This is a genomic window from Zhenpiania hominis (assembly GCF_014333425.1).
In the GTDB taxonomy this organism is placed as follows: domain Bacteria; phylum Bacillota; class Clostridia; order Peptostreptococcales; family Anaerovoracaceae; genus Hominibacterium; species Hominibacterium hominis.
Genome location: NZ_JACRYT010000019.1, coordinates 1 through 19,345, shown reverse-complemented (window position 1 = coordinate 19,345; position 19,345 = coordinate 1). Strand labels below are relative to the sequence as shown.

The 19,345-nt window shown below is 48.4% G+C and carries 18 protein-coding genes; 8 read left to right on the top strand and 10 right to left on the bottom strand.

Going from position 1 to position 19,345, the window contains the following annotated elements; translation table 11 throughout:
• Positions 1-4 precede the first annotated feature (4 nt).
• Positions 5-2,101, bottom strand: coding sequence for a glutamine synthetase III family protein (locus tag H9L42_RS13325; RefSeq protein ID WP_187303901.1), 2,097 nt, complete (start codon positions 2,099-2,101; stop codon positions 5-7).
• A gap of 259 nt (positions 2,102-2,360) precedes the next feature.
• Between H9L42_RS13325 and H9L42_RS13320 the strand changes: the two genes are divergently transcribed.
• Complete coding sequence (locus H9L42_RS13320) at positions 2,361-3,554, top strand: glutamine synthetase family protein (protein WP_187303900.1); 1,194 nt, start codon at positions 2,361-2,363, stop codon at positions 3,552-3,554.
• A 33-nt stretch (positions 3,555-3,587) separates the two neighbouring features.
• Complete coding sequence (locus H9L42_RS13315) at positions 3,588-4,175, top strand: ANTAR domain-containing response regulator (RefSeq protein ID WP_187303899.1); 588 nt, start codon at positions 3,588-3,590, stop codon at positions 4,173-4,175.
• A gap of 11 nt (positions 4,176-4,186) precedes the next feature.
• Here the strand turns inward: H9L42_RS13315 and zupT are convergent, their stop codons facing one another.
• Together zupT and H9L42_RS13305 are read right to left on the bottom strand one after the other, a co-directional pair.
• The gene (gene zupT / locus H9L42_RS13310; protein ID WP_187303898.1) at positions 4,187-4,978 is read right to left on the bottom strand and encodes a zinc transporter ZupT; all 792 of its coding nucleotides are present in this window, start codon (positions 4,976-4,978) and stop codon (positions 4,187-4,189) included.
• A gap of 70 nt (positions 4,979-5,048) precedes the next feature.
• On the bottom strand, positions 5,049-5,615 hold the full coding sequence (locus tag H9L42_RS13305) for a TetR/AcrR family transcriptional regulator (RefSeq protein WP_187303897.1): 567 nt from the start codon (positions 5,613-5,615) through the stop codon (positions 5,049-5,051).
• Between the two features lie 175 nt (positions 5,616-5,790).
• Here H9L42_RS13305 and H9L42_RS13300 point away from each other — a divergent pair, with 175 nt between their 5' ends.
• Positions 5,791-7,707: a heavy metal translocating P-type ATPase gene (locus tag H9L42_RS13300; protein WP_207734982.1), complete on the top strand. Its 1,917-nt coding sequence runs from the start codon at positions 5,791-5,793 to the stop codon at positions 7,705-7,707.
• Positions 7,708-7,775: 68 nt separating this feature from the next.
• Here H9L42_RS13300 and H9L42_RS13295 read toward each other — a convergent pair whose 3' ends face one another.
• The 6 genes from H9L42_RS13295 to H9L42_RS13270 all read right to left on the bottom strand — a co-directional run bounded on the left by H9L42_RS13295 (position 7,776) and on the right by H9L42_RS13270 (position 12,359).
• A complete protein-coding gene (locus H9L42_RS13295) occupies positions 7,776-8,189 on the bottom strand; it encodes a hypothetical protein (RefSeq protein ID WP_187303896.1) in 414 nt (137 codons plus the stop codon).
• Positions 8,190-8,325: 136 nt separating this feature from the next.
• On the bottom strand, positions 8,326-9,903 hold the full coding sequence (locus H9L42_RS13290) for a recombinase family protein (RefSeq protein ID WP_207734985.1): 1,578 nt from the start codon (positions 9,901-9,903) through the stop codon (positions 8,326-8,328).
• 145 nt (positions 9,904-10,048) lie between these two features.
• Positions 10,049-10,243 carry a hypothetical protein gene (locus H9L42_RS13285; protein WP_187303894.1) on the bottom strand — a complete coding sequence of 65 codons (195 nt, stop codon included), beginning with the start codon at positions 10,241-10,243 and terminating at the stop codon, positions 10,049-10,051.
• Between the two features lie 72 nt (positions 10,244-10,315).
• Complete coding sequence (mobV, locus tag H9L42_RS13280; RefSeq protein ID WP_187303893.1) at positions 10,316-11,260, bottom strand: MobV family relaxase; 945 nt, start codon at positions 11,258-11,260, stop codon at positions 10,316-10,318.
• A gap of 178 nt (positions 11,261-11,438) precedes the next feature.
• Positions 11,439-11,834, bottom strand: a complete 396-nt coding sequence (locus tag H9L42_RS13275) for a replication initiator protein A (RefSeq protein WP_187303892.1) — start codon at positions 11,832-11,834, stop codon at positions 11,439-11,441.
• 111 nt (positions 11,835-11,945) lie between these two features.
• Positions 11,946-12,359, bottom strand: a complete 414-nt coding sequence (locus H9L42_RS13270; RefSeq protein WP_187303891.1) for a cysteine-rich VLP domain-containing protein — start codon at positions 12,357-12,359, stop codon at positions 11,946-11,948.
• 338 nt (positions 12,360-12,697) lie between these two features.
• On the opposite strand from H9L42_RS13270, the gene H9L42_RS13265 reads away from it, so the two are divergent.
• The 4 genes from H9L42_RS13265 (at position 12,698) to H9L42_RS13250 (ending at position 15,515) form a co-directional block, all read left to right on the top strand.
• Positions 12,698-13,498, top strand: coding sequence for a helix-turn-helix domain-containing protein (locus H9L42_RS13265; protein WP_187303890.1), 801 nt, complete (start codon positions 12,698-12,700; stop codon positions 13,496-13,498).
• A gap of 95 nt (positions 13,499-13,593) precedes the next feature.
• Positions 13,594-14,211 (top strand): class I SAM-dependent methyltransferase, encoded by a 618-nt coding sequence (locus tag H9L42_RS13260; RefSeq protein ID WP_187303889.1) that lies wholly within the window; start codon positions 13,594-13,596, stop codon positions 14,209-14,211.
• 772 nt (positions 14,212-14,983) lie between these two features.
• Positions 14,984-15,346 (top strand): MFS transporter, encoded by a 363-nt coding sequence (locus H9L42_RS13255; RefSeq protein WP_187303888.1) that lies wholly within the window; start codon positions 14,984-14,986, stop codon positions 15,344-15,346.
• A gap of 1 nt (position 15,347) precedes the next feature.
• A complete protein-coding gene (locus H9L42_RS13250) occupies positions 15,348-15,515 on the top strand; it encodes a homoserine O-acetyltransferase/O-succinyltransferase family protein (RefSeq protein WP_465270668.1) in 168 nt (55 codons plus the stop codon).
• Positions 15,516-15,715: 200 nt separating this feature from the next.
• Here the strand turns inward: H9L42_RS13250 and H9L42_RS13245 are convergent, their stop codons facing one another.
• A complete protein-coding gene (locus tag H9L42_RS13245; RefSeq protein WP_187303887.1) occupies positions 15,716-17,152 on the bottom strand; it encodes a DUF6273 domain-containing protein in 1,437 nt (478 codons plus the stop codon).
• A gap of 197 nt (positions 17,153-17,349) precedes the next feature.
• Here H9L42_RS13245 and H9L42_RS13240 point away from each other — a divergent pair, with 197 nt between their 5' ends.
• Entirely contained in the window at positions 17,350-19,080 is a 1,731-nt protein-coding gene (locus tag H9L42_RS13240; RefSeq protein ID WP_187303886.1) for a helix-turn-helix domain-containing protein, read from the top strand.
• Positions 19,081-19,345: the final 265 nt, after the last annotated feature.

The following is a 19,345-nucleotide window of genomic DNA, read 5'->3' as shown; positions in this document are numbered from 1 at the left end:
CTTTTTATAGAATGCCGAATAACAGTTTCCCGTAGCCAGGATACGGGTAATGCTTCCGATCCATCATATTTTCAATTTCATCCGCGGTAATCCGCAGCTCGTTCATCGCCGGCAGCACGATATTCCGGTAGTAAATCGCGGTCCGCAGTTCATCGTCTTTTCCCTGCTCCGCGTTCATCAGCGCGTCTTCCAGCTGGCGTATGTTCTGGTACATACAGCCGCACAGACCGGAGATGGTGCGGATCAGTTCCTCTTCATAACGGCAGTCCGCCTCCGGCACCGCGGCTTTTTTGGCTATGACCGTATCGCTCAGTTCCCGCACATAAGCGGTATAGGCAGGCAGCAGATCTTTTTTTGCCATATCCGTCATGGTAACTGCCTCGATATTGAGGGTTTTGCTATACGTATCCAGCAGAATTTCATAACGGGCGTAAATTTCTTTTTCCGTCAGAACCTTATGCTTTTCAAAAAGTTGGATGTTTTTTTCTTTTGTATAGTAAGGAAGACAGTCCGGTGTGGTTTTCAGGTTGAGCAGGCCGCGTTTTCCGGCTTCTCGAATCCATTCCTCGCCATACCCGTTGCCGTTAAACAGGATCCGTTTGTGCTCCTTAATCGTAGCGCGGATTAACTGATTGAGGGTTTCGGAAAAATCATCGCTGTCTTCAAGGGCGTCGGCATATTGGCACAGACTTTCCGCGACCGCGGTGTTCAACATCATATTGATGCAGGCGATGGAGTCGGAGGAACCCAGCATCCGGAATTCAAAGCGGTTTCCGGTAAAGGCAAAGGGGGACGTCCGGTTGCGGTCTGTCGCATCCTTTGGAAAGCGGGGAAGCGTATGAACGCCCACCTTCCAGATTTCCTGTTCCCTGCATCCGTATTCCTCTCCTTTTTCAATGGCCTGAAGGATTTCGGAAAGCTGTTCTCCAAGGTAGATCGAAACGATTGCCGGAGGGGCTTCGTTGGCGCCCAGACGATGGTCGTTGCCCGCGGAAGCGGCGGCAATGCGGATCAGATCCTGATAATCGTCAACCGCCTTGATGACCGCGCACAGGAAGAGCAGGAACTGGGCGTTTTCATGAGGCGTGTCGCCGGGCTCCAGAAGGTTTTTTCCCGTATCTGTGGAAATAGACCAGTTGTTGTGCTTGCCGGAGCCGTTTACGCCGGCGAAGGGCTTTTCATGGAGCAGACAGACCAGACCGTGTTTTTTGGCGATCCGCTGCATCAGTTCCATGGTCAGCTGATTGTGATCCGTGGCAATGTTGGCGGTTGTGAAAATCGGAGCCTGTTCGTGCTGAGCGGGCGCCACCTCGTTGTGCTGGGTTTTCGCCAGTACGCCCAGCTTCCATAATTCCTGATTCAGTTCGTCCATAAAGCGGGCGACCCTGGTTTTAATGGTTCCAAAATAATGATCATCCAGCTCCTGGCCTTTAGGCGGTTTGGCGCCGAACAGGGTACGGCCGGTGTAAATCAAATCCGGACGTTTGAGGAACATGTCTTTGTCAACCAGAAAATATTCCTGTTCCGGCCCAACGGTTGTCTTTACAGAGATGGCTTCCTCATCTCCGAATAATTTTAAAATGCGAAGAGCCTGTCGGTTAATCGCTTCCATGGAGCGAAGAAGGGGCGTCTTTTTATCCAAGGCTTCTCCGCTGTAAGAGCAGAAAGCCGTCGGAATGCAGAGCGTTTTTCCCTTAATAAACGCGTAGGAAGTCGGATCCCAGGCCGTATAGCCTCTGGCTTCAAAGGTAGTGCGAAGCCCGCCGGAAGGAAAGGAGGAGGCGTCCGGCTCGCCCTGTACCAGCTCGCTGCCGGAAAACTCCGGAATTACACGACTGTCGTCAAGAGGAGAAATAAAGCTGTCGTGCTTTTCCGCGGTAATTCCGGTCATGGGCTGGAACCAGTGGGTAAAATGGGTCGCGCCCTTTTCCAGCGCCCAGTCCTTCATGGCGGCCGCCACCGCGTCGGCGACGGTAGGATTCAGGCGTTGATTTTCTTTTATGGTTTTTCGGAGCTGCTGATAAGTTTCTTTTGTCAGGCGCTCTCTCATTACGGTGTCGTTAAATACATGGGTGCCAAACATACTTGTCATGGTGTTCATGGCTGCATCTTCCTTTCTGTTTTGTACTTTGCCGCAAAAAAAAGACAAAGACCCCGCAGATTGCTCTGCGACGTCTTTGCCGCTTGTTGCCGTATTTTTTATGTTGTCAAGTATACGGCCTTTTATTTTGTTTGTCAAGAGGGAATTTTCAGGGGATTTCTCATATGGGCAGCCTTGACAACTATGGATTCAAGTGGTACACTGCACACAGTTTTGATATTTTTGAATTTTATGAAAGCGTTTGAAGCGGGGGAGCGTTATGTATCGTCGAGAAGAAGTGTTGTCTTACTGCCAGGAAGAGGATGTCAGTTTTATCCGGTTGGTTTTCTGTGATCTTGCGGGGAGACAGAAAAATATTTCGATTTTGCCGTCGGAACTGGAAAGAGCCTTTGAATACGGGATCTCTTTTGACGCGTCAGCCATTGACGGTTTTACAGATGAAGTGAAATCGGATCTGTTCCTGATTCCGGATCCGTCGACTTTGTCGGTTGTGCCCTGGAGATCGGTACAGGATCGGGTTATCATGATGTTCTGTAATATTTATCATCCGGATGGAACCCCTTTTTGCAGGGACAGCCGGATGCTGCTGAAGAAAGCGGTGGAATTCGCGAAAGAGCGGGGAGTTTCCTGCTCCTTTGGTTCGGAATTTGAATTTTATCTGTTTGAAACCGATGAGAACGGCTATCCCACCAGAACTCCTTTGGATCGGGCCGGGTATATGGACTCTACTCCCGAAGACAGGGGAGAAAATGTCCGGCGCAATATCTGCCTGACCCTAAGTGAAATGGGCATTCAGCCGGAGAGCTCTCACCATGAAGAAGGGCCGGGGCAGAATGAAATTGACTTTCGCTACGGGGATACTCTGACAGCGGCGGACAACGCGGTCATTTTTAAATCGGTAGCCCAGAATATCGCCATGCAGGACGGTCTCTACGCGGATTTTTCGCCAAAGCCTCTTGCCAGAGAAAGCGGAAACGGCCTGCATATTAATGTTTCCGTAAAAAGCTCGCAAGAAAAAAACGTGCAGGATCCTTTCATTGAGGGAGTTCTGCGGTCGATGCGGGAGATTACAGCCTATCTCAACACAATGCCCCAGTCTTATCTGCGGCTTGGTGAAAAAAAGGCTCCCCGGTATATTACCTGGTCGTCAGAAAACCGTTCGCAGCTGATCCGGATTCCGGCGGCAAAAGGCGAGTACAGACGATTTGAACTGCGATCTCCGGATCCGATGACGAACCCGTACCTTGCTTACGCCCTGATTTTGTACGCGGGCATGGAAGGGGTTCAAAACAATTATCGGCTCCGTAAGCCGTTGGATGAAAATCTGTTTAAGGCGGCTCCGGCAGTGACATCACAGCTGGACGTACTGCCGGCCACATTGGAAGAAGCCAGACTGTGCGCGGCTCAGAGCGAACTGATAAAGCGGTATATGCCGGAAATTCTCATTGGATAGGCGTGGAAGGAGCAGGAAAGGAGGTGATGGAAGATGAACCGTGAACAAAAGCGGCTCCGGGTGCTGATCGTCTCTTCAAGTGAAAAGGCGGAGCATCTGCTGCGGGATCTTCTTCCGTCCGCCTCTTTTTCACCCATCGGCTCGGTGTCCTCAATCGGCGAGGCGAAACGGACCATTCTCCGATCGCCGGTTGACGTCCTTATTATCAACGCCCCGCTGAAAGATGAATTTGGAACGCAGTTCGCGATCCAGGCGGCAGATACTCACAATATGGGAGTTCTGATGCTGGTGCGATCGGAGTTCTTCGGGCCGGTTTCGGAAAAGGCGGGAAAATTCGGCGTTTTAGTGCTGTCCAAACCGGTAAACCGGGTGCTGGCTTCCCAGGCTGTCGGACTGCTGGCCGCTATGCGCAGGAAAGTGGGAGCGCTGGAAAAAGAGGCTTCCTCTCTCCAGCGGAAAATGGAAGAAATCCGTCTTGTAAACCGGGCCAAGCTGGTTCTGATGGAGCATCTGAATATGAGCGAGGCGCAGGCGCACCGGTATATTGAGAAGTCCGCTATGGACAGCTGCACAAAGCGAAGCGAAGTGGCGGAAACGATTATCCGGACTTATGAAAATTAAATCCCTTGTTTTTACAAGAAAAGCAGCAGACTGACGGCCATGACCGCCATGCCGGAGATCAGACCGTAGATAGAAAGATGGTGCTCGCCGTATTCCCGGGCAGCAGGCAGCAGCTCATCAAAGGAAATGAAAACCATGATTCCGGCGACCCCCGCGAAAATTACGCCGAAGATAACGTCGTTCATAAAGGGCATCAGTACCAGCCAGCCCACCAGAGCGCCTATCGGCTCTGCCAGTCCGGAAAGGAACGAGTAGCGGAAGGCTTTGATTCTCGAACCGGTAGCGTGATAGATGGGTACGGAAACCGCGATCCCCTCCGGGATATTGTGGATGGCGATGGCGCAGACAATGGGAATTGCCACGCCGGGATCCTGCAGGGCCGAGACAAAGGTAGCGAGCCCTTCCGGAAAATTGTGAAGGGCAATGGCAAAGGCGGTGAATACTCCCATGCGCATAAGGTTTTTCGGCTTTCTGCTTTCTTCTTCCACCGACTTTACTTCATGGGGATTTTGTTCGGAAGGGATCAGCTTGTCAATGAGGGCGATGAGCAGCATTCCGCCAAAAAAAGACAGGACGGTAATCCAGTTCCCCATTTTTTCTCCCAGATCGGAAGTCAGAGAATCCTGGGCTTTTACAAAAATTTCGATCATGGAAACGTATACCATGACACCTGCGGAAAATCCCAGACTGACGGAAAGAAATTTTCGGTTTGTATGTTTGGTTAAAAACGCGATACCGCTTCCGATTCCTGTGCTGAGGCCAGCCAGCAGGGTCAGAAGAAACGCGAGTAAAATTGAGTTCATAGTAATCCTCCTTTTAGGGAGTTAGATATAACTAACTCTATGTATACCATATCATTGTCCGGAACTGCTGTCAATGTATGACGGGCAGGATCACCTGCTCGAAATATCCGGCCAGCTCCTCCGGCGATTGTTTTAAATCCTGCCGCACCCACCATTCGACCATTCCGATAAAGCTGCAGGTAATATGATTGATCAGAAATTCTTCCGGAATGGTCCCGCTGCTTTGGCCCAGTTCCGCAAGCAGGTGAGCGGTGACGAATTCGCGCAGGTACTGCTTGAAATAAGATAAAAACAGCTCGCTGCTTTCACAGGAGAGCAGGCTGACGATGTTTTTACGGTTATCTCGCAGGTGATAGAGGATATGCACGATCATAGCTCCGGGATCGCCCGCGGAAGCGGAAAAGTCATGGGTATGTTCGCTGGAAAGTGTCTGTGAAAAAACGTGGGTAAACAGATCCGTGCAAAGCTCTTTCAGCAGTTCGTCCCTGGTTTCGAAATGGGCGTAAAAGGTGCTTCTTCCGATATTAGCTTCGTTAATGATTTCCTGTACCGTAATTTTCGTATAGCTTTTCTTTGATAACAATTCGGTAAACGCGCGGAATATCGCGTCCCGTGTTTTCTGTTGCCGTCTGTCCATGAGGGTCCTCCTTTTTTCGGACAAATCCGCCGAATTGTTTCGTATTGAACATTCCGGAGGGATTGTTTCTTGCCCGGTTTTCTACAGATCCTTTATAATATTATCGAACAAAATGTTTGATAATATACAAATTGTATTCTATTTTAGAAAAAATCGCAAGAGGGAGGACCGGTATATGCTGAAAAGAATCAGTGATTTTTTTGCGGGAGTGAAAATGACGGCAGTGTCGGGAGTCTGCCTGGCGGCAAGTCTTGTGATGCTGCTGGCGGACGTTAATCCGATTTTGGATCCCGCCTGGATTACGGTGGTGTTGTCCGGATACCCTCTGCTGTATCTGGCTCTGACCCGTTTGTTTTTCGAAAAATGGATTTCGTCAGCGCTGTTGATCTCTATGGCCATGGTAGCGTCCCTGAGCATTGGAGAACTTTTTGCGGCGGGGGAAGTCGCGTTTATTATGGCAATCGGCGCGATTTTGGAGGATAGGACTGTAGCACGGGCGAAAAAGGGGCTGTCACAGCTGATTGCCCTGGCGCCTCAGGAAGGACGCCGTCTGACAGCGGAGAACGGAGTGGTTCGGGAAGAGAAGATCCCCGCGGAGCAGATTCAGGAAGGGGATCTATTGCGAATTCTTCCCGGCGAAAAAATCCCGGTTGACGGTGTAATTGTGGAAGGGCAGACCTCTGTTGATCAGTCAGTCATGACGGGTGAATCCCTGCCGGCAGATAAAGAAGCGGGAGATGAGGTCTACTGCGGAACCCTCAACTGTTTTGGCGCTGTCGACATCCGGGCGACCAAAGTGGGGGCAGACTCGTCCCTGCAAAAGCTGATACGGCTGGTAGAGGAAGCGGAGGAAAAGAAGGCTCCGGTTCAGCGAACCGCGGACAAATGGTCTGTGTGGCTGGTGCCCATCGCTTTGTTTATCGCAGTGGCGGCGGCTGTTATCAACTGGCTGCTGGGAGTCGATTTGACGGCTGCTCTGACCCGGGGCGTGACGGTACTGGTGGTGTTCTGCCCCTGTGCCCTGGCTCTGGCAACGCCGGTTTCGGTCATGGCGGCCATCGGTCAGGCGGCAAAACACGGTGTGATTATCAAATCCGGTGAGGCGCTGGAGAAGATGGGCAAGGTGGACACCATTGCCTTTGACAAGACGGGAACGCTGACCTTTGGCGCGCCAAAAGTCAGTGATGTTATTGTTCTGGAGCCGCATGGGGATGATAGGAATCGGGAGCGTCTGCTGGAACTGGCGGCCGCGGTGGAATCCAGGAGTGAACATCCCCTCGGAAAAGCGATTGTCGCCTTTGCTGCCGAATCGGGGGTGGCCTGTCAGAATCTGCCGCGGGCAGAGACGTTTCATATGGTTCCGGGAAAGGGCGTCCGGGCGGAAGTGGCCGGAAAAAATGTGTTCTGCGGTAGCAGCCGGTATCTGAAGGAAAACGGAATCGCGCTGAATGAATTGGCGGAAAAACAACTGGCAAAGCTTCAGCGGCAGGGGAAGGCCTGCATCCTCATTGGGGAAGAGGGCGTCTGTATAGGACTGATCGGACTGTCAGATACCCTTCGGCCGGACGCGAAGGCTATGATACAGAAGCTTTCAGAGCTGGGAGCCGGAACCTGTCTGCTGACAGGAGACAGCCAGCGGACCGCCTGTTACCTGGCGGAGCAGGCGGGGATCTCCAATATTCGCGCGCAGCTGCTTCCGGGAGACAAGGTAGCGGAAATTACGCGGCTGCAGGCGGAAGGAAAGATGGTCTGCATGATCGGAGACGGAGTGAACGATGCGCCGGCTCTGAAAACCGCTTATGTAGGGGCCGCAATGGGAAGCATGGGAAGTGACATCGCGGTGGAGGCGGCGGACATCGCGCTTGTGAGCGAAGAACTGTCGAGAATTCCGTATCTCACCCGTCTTTCCCGATCTGCCCTGAATACGATAAGAGGGAACATCGCGGCTTCCATGTGCATTAACGCCATCGCGGTCGGATTGTCGGTGCTGGGGCTGCTGAATCCGGTGACCGGAGCCCTGGTTCATAACGCCGGTTCCGTGCTGGTGGTGCTGAACGGAGCGCTTTTGTACGATCGGAACTTTGAGGAATGAGGCGCTGCCGGCTGCTAATAGCGGCAGGTGCACACCGTTGCTGAATTTACTTGAATTGCGTATACCCGCTACAGGTAAACCGTTTTTACAATTCCTTTTTCATCGACGATGTTTACTTTTTTCAATTCTGCCCCATTTCCCAGATCGCGAATATCGATCTGAATGGTTTCCTCATTTTTCATAGACAGATCTATCCTAGTGACCAGAGATAGTTCCATGGTATCGTTGACTTCTGCAGCATTTCCGGACATATAGTCGCCGGATAGACTCCGATAAAAAGGAAGATCCGTTACGATCTCCAGTTTTCCTTCAGAAGCTTTTATCGAAACAATCTGCTCCGGAGAAGATAGGTCCTGATATTCAAGACCTTTAGAAACTCCCAATATACATACCAGCCAGCAGAGCAGGATCAGAACTTTCAGCACACGTATTTTTCTGGTTTGGGATTTTCGTATTCGCGTATCGTTTGCGATTTCCTGCACAATATCACTCTCCTCTCTCAGTAAAGTATCCAGCGAAAGATCCAATACGTCAGATATGGAAACGATCAGTTGAATGTCTGGATAATTCCTGCCCGTTTCCCTTAGTTAAAGATATTGTTGGGTATCTCAAGATGTGTCATTCGATTTTGCCGATAAAGCGGTAGAAGATTTCTACCTCCTGTTCCCGGCTTCCGTCCTCACTTTTGACCGCTTCATGGACAAGGATTTTTTCAATCAGCGTATTCAGAAGTTCAGCCGTCAATTCTGTGGGATTGACATACTGTTTCATCAGACCTATCCACTTTTCAGCGTCAACCGCTGTCTGGGCGGCGGCCTCCATCGCTTCGTGAAGCCGTTCAATTTTTGCGTCCAATTCTCGCTGTTCGCCCTGATACTTTTCGGACAGCATATTGAAATTGTATTCTGTGATGCGTCCGGCAGACCAGTCCTCATACATTTTTGCAAACAGGGTGTCTACTTCTGCTTTGCGCTTTTCCGCCTTTTTCAGTTCGGCTGTCTGCCGCTTCCTTGCAGTATTGCGTTCCTTGTCGCTGGCGTTAAGTAGCCGTTTCAGAAGTTTGTCTCCGTCCTGCTGTGCCAGCACAGACCAGTATTGCAGACGGGAAAGGACATAGGCGTAAAGCACATCATAGCGGATATAGTGCATGGAGCACTGGTGCAATCCTTGCCCGTACTTGCTACAATGGTAGTGGGCATAGGGATTTTTGTTTTGACTGTTCACACCATAGGCCAGCGACCAGCCGCAGTCCGCACATTTTACCAGCCCGGAAAATACCTGTGTTGTGCCATTCTTCTGCCGTCTGCGCCTGTTGCAAATCTGCTCCTGTACTTGACGGAACACATCTTCGGAAATAATCGCTTCGTGGGTGTTCTCCACACGATACCATTCCTCTTTTGGCTTGCGTACTTTCTTCTTGTTTTTGAATGAAATGTTGGTCTGCTTATTGTGGACGCTGTGTCCGATATAGGTTTCCTCTTTCAGAATACTTTTTACCTGCGCTATCGTCCACGCATAGGCTTTTTCCTCCGGCGCTCCGGCATAGATATTTGCGAAAGTGCCGTATCTCTGGAAATTCAGCCAGCCGAGAGTAGGTACTTTTTCTTCGACCAAAATCCGTGTAATGCTGGCGGCTCCCCGGCCATGAACGGCAAGGTCAAAAATCTTTTCGATAATCCACCTTGTTTCCGGGTCAATCAAAAGATGGCCTTTTTTATCTGGGTCTTTTACATAGCCCAGCGGGGCATAGGCTCCATAGTGTGCGCCATTTGCAAACCGTGTCCGCATGGCCGCTTTTACCTTTTTGCTGGTCTGGCGGGCGTGCATTTCATTCAAAATGTTGAGGAATGGGGCAAGCTCATTTTCTCCGTTGATGGTGTCCACATTGTCATTGACAGCGATATAGCGAACGCCTTTGCTGGGAAAGTAGATTTCCGTGTACTGGCCGGTCAGAATGTAGTTTCTGCCTAAGCGGGATAAATCCTTCGTAACAACGCAGTTGATTTTCCCGTCCTCAATGTCATCAATCATTCTCTGAAAATCCGGCCTGTCAAAGTTCGTTCCAGACCATCCATCGTCGATATATTCATCTATGACATTCAGGCCATGCTCGGCGGCATATTGCCGGAGCATCATGCGTTGTGTCTGAATACTCCCGCTTTCTCCTTGCAGTTCATCGTCCCGGCTCAATCTCATATAAAGCGCCGTGTTGTAAATCGTAGTATTGTAAGGTTGTTTCACCGTTAAAAATCCTCCTTCTAAAGAAACAACCCACGCTTACAATACTTTTGCTCTATGGCAATTATATCATAAGCGTGGGCGTGTTATCAATGATGGGCTATCAGGTTGAAGCGGCTTTTTCTGCGGTATACCGCACCACATCTACAATCAGATCACCGAGGGGCTTCCCGCCTGCGGCGAAGTGTTCGGAGATTTTTATACGGTTGTTCCCACATACAAAATACTGCGTGCCGTTCTCTGCTTGTATGACCTGCCCTGTCCGGGGTGTAAAAATATCGCTTTCGCTTTTTGCCATCCAGTGTCCTCCATATTCAGTTTTCAAGGTACAATGCCGCACAGAGGCGGCGAAAATTTCTGCTTATATCTATCACCTTTCCTTTACCGTGTGCCGCTGCTGCCGTTTCAGCTCCGCCAGTATATCCGGCGGGATACGGTCAACCAGCCGCTGTAAATTGTCCAATTCGCTTTTCAGCTTTGCCCGTTCCATCGTATCTTTCATCTTGCCTTTTTCACTGGCCTTTGCCCTTGCTTCCAGCTTTTCATTTTCCGCTAACAGGTCATTGATTGTGACCTTGTACTTTTTCAGTTGCCCGGAGAAATTCTCCATCTGCGGGAACCACTTTTTCAGTATGGAGAGGGCTTCCTCTTTTTTCTTTCCGGCGTTCAGCGGGTTAATGCCGTCAAGGGCGGCTTCAATGGCTCTGGCCTGTTTGGAGAGGGAAACCGCCTGTTTGAAAAGCCGGGTGGGGATATGCTTCCGGCCTGTCTTGCTGGCACTTTCCCCACGCTCCAAGTCGGGATATTTCTCTACCATATAGGCGTGAAAATCGTCCTGCCACTTCGTCAGGTTTGCCCGGTTGCCGATAATCTCCTTTGCACACAGGCGGTTGTCCCTTGTCAGCGGAACAAAGGTCAAATGCAGGTGGGGCGTTTTCTCGTCCATGTGTACCACCGCCGACACGATATTTTCCCGTCCTACCCGTCCAATAAGGAAGTCCGCCGCCCTTTGGAAGAACGCCTGTATCTCCTTTGGGGATTTCCCCTTGAAAAACTCCGGACTGGCGGTTATCAGCGTATCGACAAACCGGGTGCTGTCCTTGCGGGTTCGGCACCCGGCCTGCTCAATCCGGCTCTGAATGAAGTGGTAATAGCGTCCCTCCGGCTTGACGATATGGAAGTTGTATTTGCTCCGGCTTGTGTCAATGTCGGGGTTGCTGGCGTATTGTTCTTTCTGTCTTTCGTGATGGGCTTCCAGCGGCCTTGCCGGGTTGCCCTTGTGCTTCTCAAACCGTAAAATTGCGTGTTGTGCCATTCTGCTCCTTTCCCCATTCCTTTCCTATCCGGGGTTTTCCACAGGGAAAATCCCGCCGGAATTATCTCTGATACGATAGGAATGGATATAAATAGATCATTTTAATCTTTGTATTTCTATATACCGTCCGGTTTTCGTACTTCAAGGGGGCGGTTTCCGTACTTCATGAGTACGGTTTTCAGTCCTCCGGCGTACCAGAACGGGATTTCTTGAAGTCGGTGTTTGGAACCGCTTCATAGGATTTTGGGAAAATGCGGTTGGGTTTTCCACAGCCCTGCTTCTGGATCTCCACCAGTCCGGCGTATTGCAGTTCCCGCAGGGTGTTCACCGCTTTCTGCCGCCCACAGTGGAGCAGGTCAACCACTTCACAGATAGGGTAATACAGGAAAATCCGTCCGCAGTCATCCGCCCACTCATTCTTGCGGGATAACTCTGTCCGGTGCAGGATAAAGGCGTACAGAACCTTTGCCTCGTTGGACAGGGGCTTGAATGTGGGGGCTTCAAAGAGAAAATTCGGGAGCCGGGTGAAGCTGAACGCCTTTTCCGGCTGGTGGATATAGATGGTATTTGTCATAGTTCGTTTTGTGGACGGTTAGAAGCCCGTTTTCCGGGGCGGGCGATACTTTATACCACCTGCCCCGGTTTGGGGCTTGCAAAGCCTGATAAATCAAGGCTTTTTTCGCTCCTAACTGTCCACAGCAGACCTCCTTTTCCGTTCACTTTCGGTTTTCTGCCGCCTGTGAACTCTGGCGGCACAGCCGGGGCAGTATTTTGCCCGGTTGGATTTGGGGACGAACACACCGCCGCAGACCGCACAGCGTTTCAAGTCCTTATCCCGGAAAATTTCCGCTTCCAGCGTCCCGTCCAGCGGCAAGACCGCCCAGCGGAACCACTTACAGCAGACCGAGAAAGAAATCGTCTGCGGGCAGGTGCAGGTGTCCCCATCATCAAGGACAATGCAGTTGCCGTCCTCACAGCAACTGCACTCCCGGCGTATCAGGCTGGCCGCCTGTTTTCTCTGCGCCGGTGTCATGCGGTAAAGGGAACCGTCCGGCCTGCGTTCCAGTGGCGGCAAGTCTTTATAGGGGTTATCTCTCATGCGTTCCCTCCATTTTGCTTTCCGTTGCCGTTCTCCCCGAAAAGGTTTCCTGCCCCATTTCTGCGGCGTGTTCCGGCGTTGGCACGCTCCCCGCAACTTCGGGACATTTTGTCCCGAAGTCCGGCTCCTTGCGGTGCTTCCCCAGCCGGGGTATTCCTTTTCGGACGGTCATTCTGTTTTCAAGGTGCTGTCCATCGATGAACTACCCTAAGTCTACACGAAAAAAATGCAATCCCCGGAATTTTGCGAGAATTGCATTTTGATGAAGTTTACACTTTGGAAATTGCATTTTTGCAATCATTCTGTATAATGGAAGTATGCGGAGGAGGTGCGTATCTATGGCTTTACCCGGAACACCCGGACAGCGGATTTCCGATTTATGCAACGGGAACCACATCACACAAAAGGAGCTTGCGGAGAAGATAGGCGTTTCCGCTTCCCAGTTGAGCCGCATTGTCAACGGCGAAACGAGAACGGTCAGCAGTGATATTCTCATGGGTGTGGCAAAGGAATTTAAGGTATCGACAGACTACATACTGGGCTTGTCCACCGTGAGCGTCCGTAAAAGCTACGATATTTCTGAATTAGGCTTGTCCGAGGGAGCCGTGAGGGGGCTTGTGACGGGTGCTGTTGATGTGCAAATTCTCAACCGCCTGTTGGAACACAGGAATTTTCCCAAGCTGATAGATTTGATACGGATTTATTTTCAGGACACGGCGGCAAAGGGGATAATGGCACGAAACCAGCTTATCGAGATAGCAACGGCTTCCCTGTCCGACCTGATGAAAGAACACCCGGAACACCGGGCGGAAGCAAAGCAGGATTTACAGCTTTTGAACGCCCAAAAGATGGGGGAACATGAAGCGGAGATTGAGAAAATCAAAAATGTGTTCCTCACTATCCTGCGGGATATTAAGAAAGACATTGACAACGGGGAACAGCCGGGAGAAGCTGTGACCGCCGCTATGTTCCAAGCCATGCAGGACGCACTGGCGGAGCAGAAACAAAACCCGCTTTCCATTGACGATGTAGCGGCGATGGTTGCCGGACAGATCGGACAGCTTGCGCCGATGGACAACGAAACTGCCGACCTGTTCCAGCAGTTAGCGAAGAAGATGATTGAGCAGGTGGGAAAGTAATCATAAAAAAAAGAAAATAAAATTCTCGTTGTCCGCAAAAAGAAAATGTGATATAATGCAGTTAGTTAAAGCTAACCACGAAAGGAGCATTATGCATGTCTTTTTTTCAAAATACTTGTAAGCCCAAAGGGATTGGCGGCAAAATTATGGTTAATATGATGAATACGGGACATTCATCTATGGCTGAATGGGGATTTACGCATATAGAAATTAGAAATAATTACATATGTCTGGATATTGGGTGTGGCGGTGGAGCAAATGTAAAAAGGCTATTGGCAAAAACTCCATACGGCAAAGTGACTGGTATTGATTATTCAGAAATTAGTGTAATAAAATCCCAAAAAATCAATAAGGAAGAAATAGAAAATAAGCGTTGCGAAATCTTGCAAGGTAATGTAATGAAACTTCCTTTCGGAAATGAAACTTTTGATATAATTACTGCGTTTGAAACAATATATTTTTGGTCTGATATTAATGAGGCATTTAAGCAAGTATATCGAGTTTTGAAAGGCAGCGGAACTTTTATGATTTGCAACGAATCAAATGGTGAAAATTCCAAAGAAGAAAAGTGGACTAAGATTATACAAGGAATGAAAATATACAATTCTGAACAAGTAAAAAAATCTTTAGAGGGTGCTGGTTTTACAGACATAAAAATACACAAAAATAAAAAAGGCTGGCTCTGCGTAGTTTGTAAAAAAGATAAGATGTAAGATAACTATTGTTTTCTCAATAGCAAAGCCTGCCGAGGCAGTCAACGGTCAAGATGAACGGCGCATTTCATGCGCCGCCGTTGACAGTCCCGCCTGTCTTTGCTGATGGGCAATCAAGGCGGGAAAGCCCTAAAATGGCTTCCCGCCCATTTCAATTTTTAGAAAAGAAACGCTCCAAAATCAGAAAGAGGCGGCCAAGCACTTTGGGGGATTGGCCGCCTTGTCCACCCATTTAGCGGGACGGCGGGCGGCGGTCAAGGCCGGGTGTAAATCCGTTCATTTCAGCCTTGACAGTTGCCCGCTGTCCTGCTACTTTTCCGGGAGTGTGGTCACAACTTCGGGACACTTTGTCCACAAGTTGGAGCGTAGGACGAGGGACGGGGCTTTCATATACGCCCTGTCTGCCGATGAAACCAGACCTGCGCTTGCGGCTCCACGCCACGCAAGCACAGCCCTGTTTTCCTGCCGCTTCAAATGCCCTTGCCCTCCCCGGCGGCAACGGCATTTTCACGGCAACGCCGACAGAGCGTATAACACACTACACTTTGCTTTGCAAAGTCGTGTGCCAAATGGGGGCGTTGCCCCCTTTGGAAACCCCCACAAGAAAAGGCGGTACGCTACCCCCTCCACGGGGCGCATACCGCCTTTTCTTGTTATCCAGCCCTCCGGCTGTATCAGTTGAGCAAAAGTCAGCGTGGGATTGATGTGGTATCTTTAACTTTGGGAAAGTCCAATCTCCCAGTTTGAAATGGTGGATCGGGCGCAGTTTGTCATGTATCAGACAATTCTCACGGTCTGCAGCGTAATCGTAACCGCGTATTTTGGAAAGCGCATGGCGCAGGGAAATATCAAGCTGATTATGGTGATCTCTGCCCTTTGCTCAGTGGCAGGATATGTTATCCTTGCCAATGCGGGAAGTATTTCCTGGTTTTATGTCGGTGCCGTATTGCTGGGGGTGGGATTCTCAAATTGTACGGTTCTTCCGGTGTCGATCATTATCAACAACTGGTTCGGAGGGAAAATCAGAGGTACGGTCAGGGGGTTTACCTTTATCGGAAGCGGTCTGGGAGGACTAATCCTGCTTCCTGTGCTGAATGCGGTGATTCAGTCTTCCGGCTGGAGAATATTTCCGTGATGTGAAAAAGGGAATGGACATTCAGGTGCCGGCCAATTATTTCAAAGATGATGATCCGGAACAGGAGATCCTTTTCCGGTGGCGTGCTCACGCCAACCTGCTGTTTTCAAACTGGCTCAATTACTATGTTTATCAGAACACGCCTTATGATATTCGCCAGATACGGTAAAAATGCTGATTTTCAATATATACTGGCTTTATAAAATATCACAAATTATCGTGGGTTGATGTAAAATCCACCTGAAATGGCGTACCAAGTCAACGTAAAAAAAGTAAAAGGCTGTCGCATTAACGATCAAAATTCGTCAATACAACAGCCTCATTTTTTACATTGTATTTTCTTGAAAAATTGAATAACCTTAACGATACTTATCTTACTTTAATCTGTTTCGCCTTGCTGTAGGCTCCATAAATCTTAGTGTTGCCAACCTGCTTGTATGCCCGTACTTTATAGTAATAGTTCTTCCTGCTCTTCAGCTTCTTGAAGGTCTTGGAAGTGGTCTTGTTCTTCTTAATCAGAGCAGTCTTCTTGCCTTTTTTGAAATTTTTATTCTGAGCAATCACAACCTGATAGCCTGTCGCTTTTGTATCCCGCTTCCACATCACTTTGAGCGTGCGTTTTTTCGTGGATTTTGCTTTTTTCAGCACTGCTTTCTTTGGCTTTACCGTGATGGTGATCTTCTTGGTCGCACTGTTATACTGGCTGGTGGCCGCAGCGGTGATGGTAATAGTTGCCTTTCCCGGTCCTTTCAGGGTAACATTTCCGGTGCTGCTGACTGTTGCCACTTTCGTGTTGCTGGATTGATAGGACAGTTTTGTTTTGGCTTTCGCTCCCAGGCTAAATGCCTTATTGCCGTAAGTTTTCGTGAAGGATTTTGCTGTAATGGTCTGTGAAACTTTTGTGATAGGCGCTGTCGGTTCTGAGGGTGTTGGGGTCGGCTGATCCCAATGATCCCTCGAAGTTGCTACTCCGGCATAGGACCAGAGATCCGAGTTCAGATTTAAATACAAAGCCGGTCGCAAGCCGTCATAATTATGGGTGGCCCAACTGCCATTCAGGTTGATTAAACCCGCGAGGTTGATGCTTGCGGCCTTATCACTGACGGAACCCGGCGAACGCAGCCAGTATCCGTTACTGTTACTTTCGCTTGGGCCGAATAGCGCTTCGCTTTTATGCGCTGTGTATGCTGTCATCACCGTTTCTCTACTATCACTGCTATAATAGTCCGCCGAAAATCCATAATACGTGGTTTTCATTTCTCCAATGGATGGGAGAAATAACTTGTCTGAAGTTGGATTCCCGCCTACGCTGTGATATCCTGGATTATCTGCGTTTTCAATTGTCTTTTGCAGAATTGCAATCTGTTCATTGGCTGTAAAGGCGCGGTTGATAAAGTTGTCTGAAGTATAGTCGGCTTCATTCAGATTGGAGTTACCTCCATATCCATTCAGCCAGCTTCGTATGGTGCAGGTTTTCCAAGTCAGATCCGGAAAGGTTTTATCCTGATTGTATGGAATACCTATATCCAGAATTTTATCTGCGAACAAGAAGGCTTCATTTCCCTGTACCCACAAAACCCGCCATCTGATCGGGTCGTTTTTGAATCCGCCCTTTCCATCGGAACTTTGCGGATAATGTCCGAAGTATACGCAGTCCCAGGTAACCACTCCGTCCGATGCGGTTCTTGGATTCTGTAATGTTGTTGCACTGGCTCTTGATACGTTCATCGGAAGCATCAATGTTGCCACCATCAGAAGACACACGGTTAATGAAATCAAACGCTTCCCTTTCTTTTGTCTTTCCATTTTCGTTTCCTCCTCTGTAAGATTTTCAATGTTCTTTAAAATTTACTTTGACTTTAGTATAATCAACTCAAACAATGAACGAAAGATTGTTTCTGCATTTGCCATTGTCAACGCGGAAATCCCGTTGGTTTTTTATTGATTTATTACCATTTTTCGTTAGACTGTTTATATAGTTGAATACAAATGAGGTGACAAAGATGGATTTTAAGGATAAATTAAACGAATGTATCATCCGTTTGGATTGTACCGCAAAGGATTTGGCGGAAAGCTCCGGACTTTCCGCCGCAACACTTTCCCGTTACCGCAGCGGCGAAAGAATTCCGGACAGCGAACAGCTTGCAAACTTGATAAATGGGATGATCAAACTTGCGGAGAAAAGGAATATTGACGGATTTTCCACGGATTTACTTGAAAATGAATTATTACCGTTTTGTACCAATAGACAAAATTTTGATTATGAAAAGTTGAGAAACAATTTTAACACACTGATCTCCGTATTGTCGGTTAGTGTTTCGGAGCTTTCCAAAAGTATAAATTATGACGCGTCTCATATTTCCCGTATCCGAAACGGTCAGCGTCAGCCGGCTGACCCGCAGAAGTTTGCTGCGGATATTTTACGATTTATTGTGCGTCGTTATACGAACGAAAACGAATTGTCTGTTGTTGCAGAACTGATTGGCTGTTCTCCGAAAGATATTGCCGATGAATCCATATATCATAAAAAACTTTCCGAATGGCTGACAAGCGGAGTTCATGTATCCAAGGATTATACTTTTGATTTTTTACAAAAGCTTGATTCCTTTGATTTGAATGAATACATAAGAGCAATTCATTTTGACGAATTAAAAGTGCCGAGCGTTCCATTTCAGCTTCCGACATCCAAAAGCTATTTCGGTTTAAAGCAAATGATGGATAGCGAGCTTGATTTTCTGAAAGCCACCGTATTGTCCAAATCCTCTGAATCCGTCATTATGTATAGCGATATGCCGATGGAGGAAATGGCAAAAGACCCGGACTTTCCGAAACGGTGGATGTTCGGAATGGCAATGATGTTGAAAAAGGGACTGCACCTTAATCAGATACATCATATCGACCGTTCTTTTAATGATATAATGTTAGGGCTTGAAAGCTGGATTCCGATGTATATGACGGGACAGATTTCACCGTATTATCTTAAGGGCGCGCAGAATAATGTGTTTATGCACTTGCTAAAGGTTTCGGGCAGCGCCGCACTGACGGGCGAAGCGATTTCCGGCTGTCACGCAAACGGGAAATATTATTTGACCAAGCAAAAGGACGAGGTTGCTTTTTATAAAAAGCTGGCAAATAATTTGCTGAAAAAAGCGTTGCCTTTAATGGATATTTATCGTGAGGATACACACAATGAGTTAAAGGCGTTCTTGCTTGCCGATATCAAGTCGCAGGGCAATCGCCGTTCCATTCTGGCTGCGCCGCCTCTTTATACTATGAGTGAGGAATATCTGATATCCTTTTTGCAGGCTCATTTTATCCCAGAGACAGAAAAACAGCAGATTCTTGAATATGCGTCGGTTCAGAGAAATTATTTTGAAACGATCCTTTCCCACAGTGCAGTTGAGGATGAAATACCGTCGCTTACGAAAGAGGAGTTTTCACAGTTCCCGCCTGTTTTGAGCCTGTCCGGTTTGTTTTACGAAAAAGACCTCGCATATACCTATGAGGATTATACCGAACATTTATCACAGACAAAGAAATTTGCTGATACTCATGAGAATTATTCTGTAAAGTTGACAAATACAAATGCCTTCAGGAATATACAAATTGTCATTCACGAGGGGGAATGGGTAATGGTATCCAAAGGAAAATCGCCTGCGATTCATTTTATCATCCGTCACCCAAAGCTCAGAAATGCTATTGAAAATATGATTGTTCCAGTAATAGAAAAATAACTGCTTTCAAAGAGATGACAAAGAGTGAAAAGATTGTGGTGGATGTCTGGATTTGTTGACAGGCTGTCGCGCGCTGTGGTATATATCCCCATCTTTGACAGTTAATTAGATAAAAAAGCTTGTTATCCCTTGGAAATACTGGGTTAGCAAGCTTTTGTGTTTTGCATCGATATGTGCTATTTTTTCTTAATTGTGCTGTCTAACTGTTTGGTCGATCTGATAATGCTTCGCATCGTTGATTTTGATATGAATTCGAAGTCTGTCC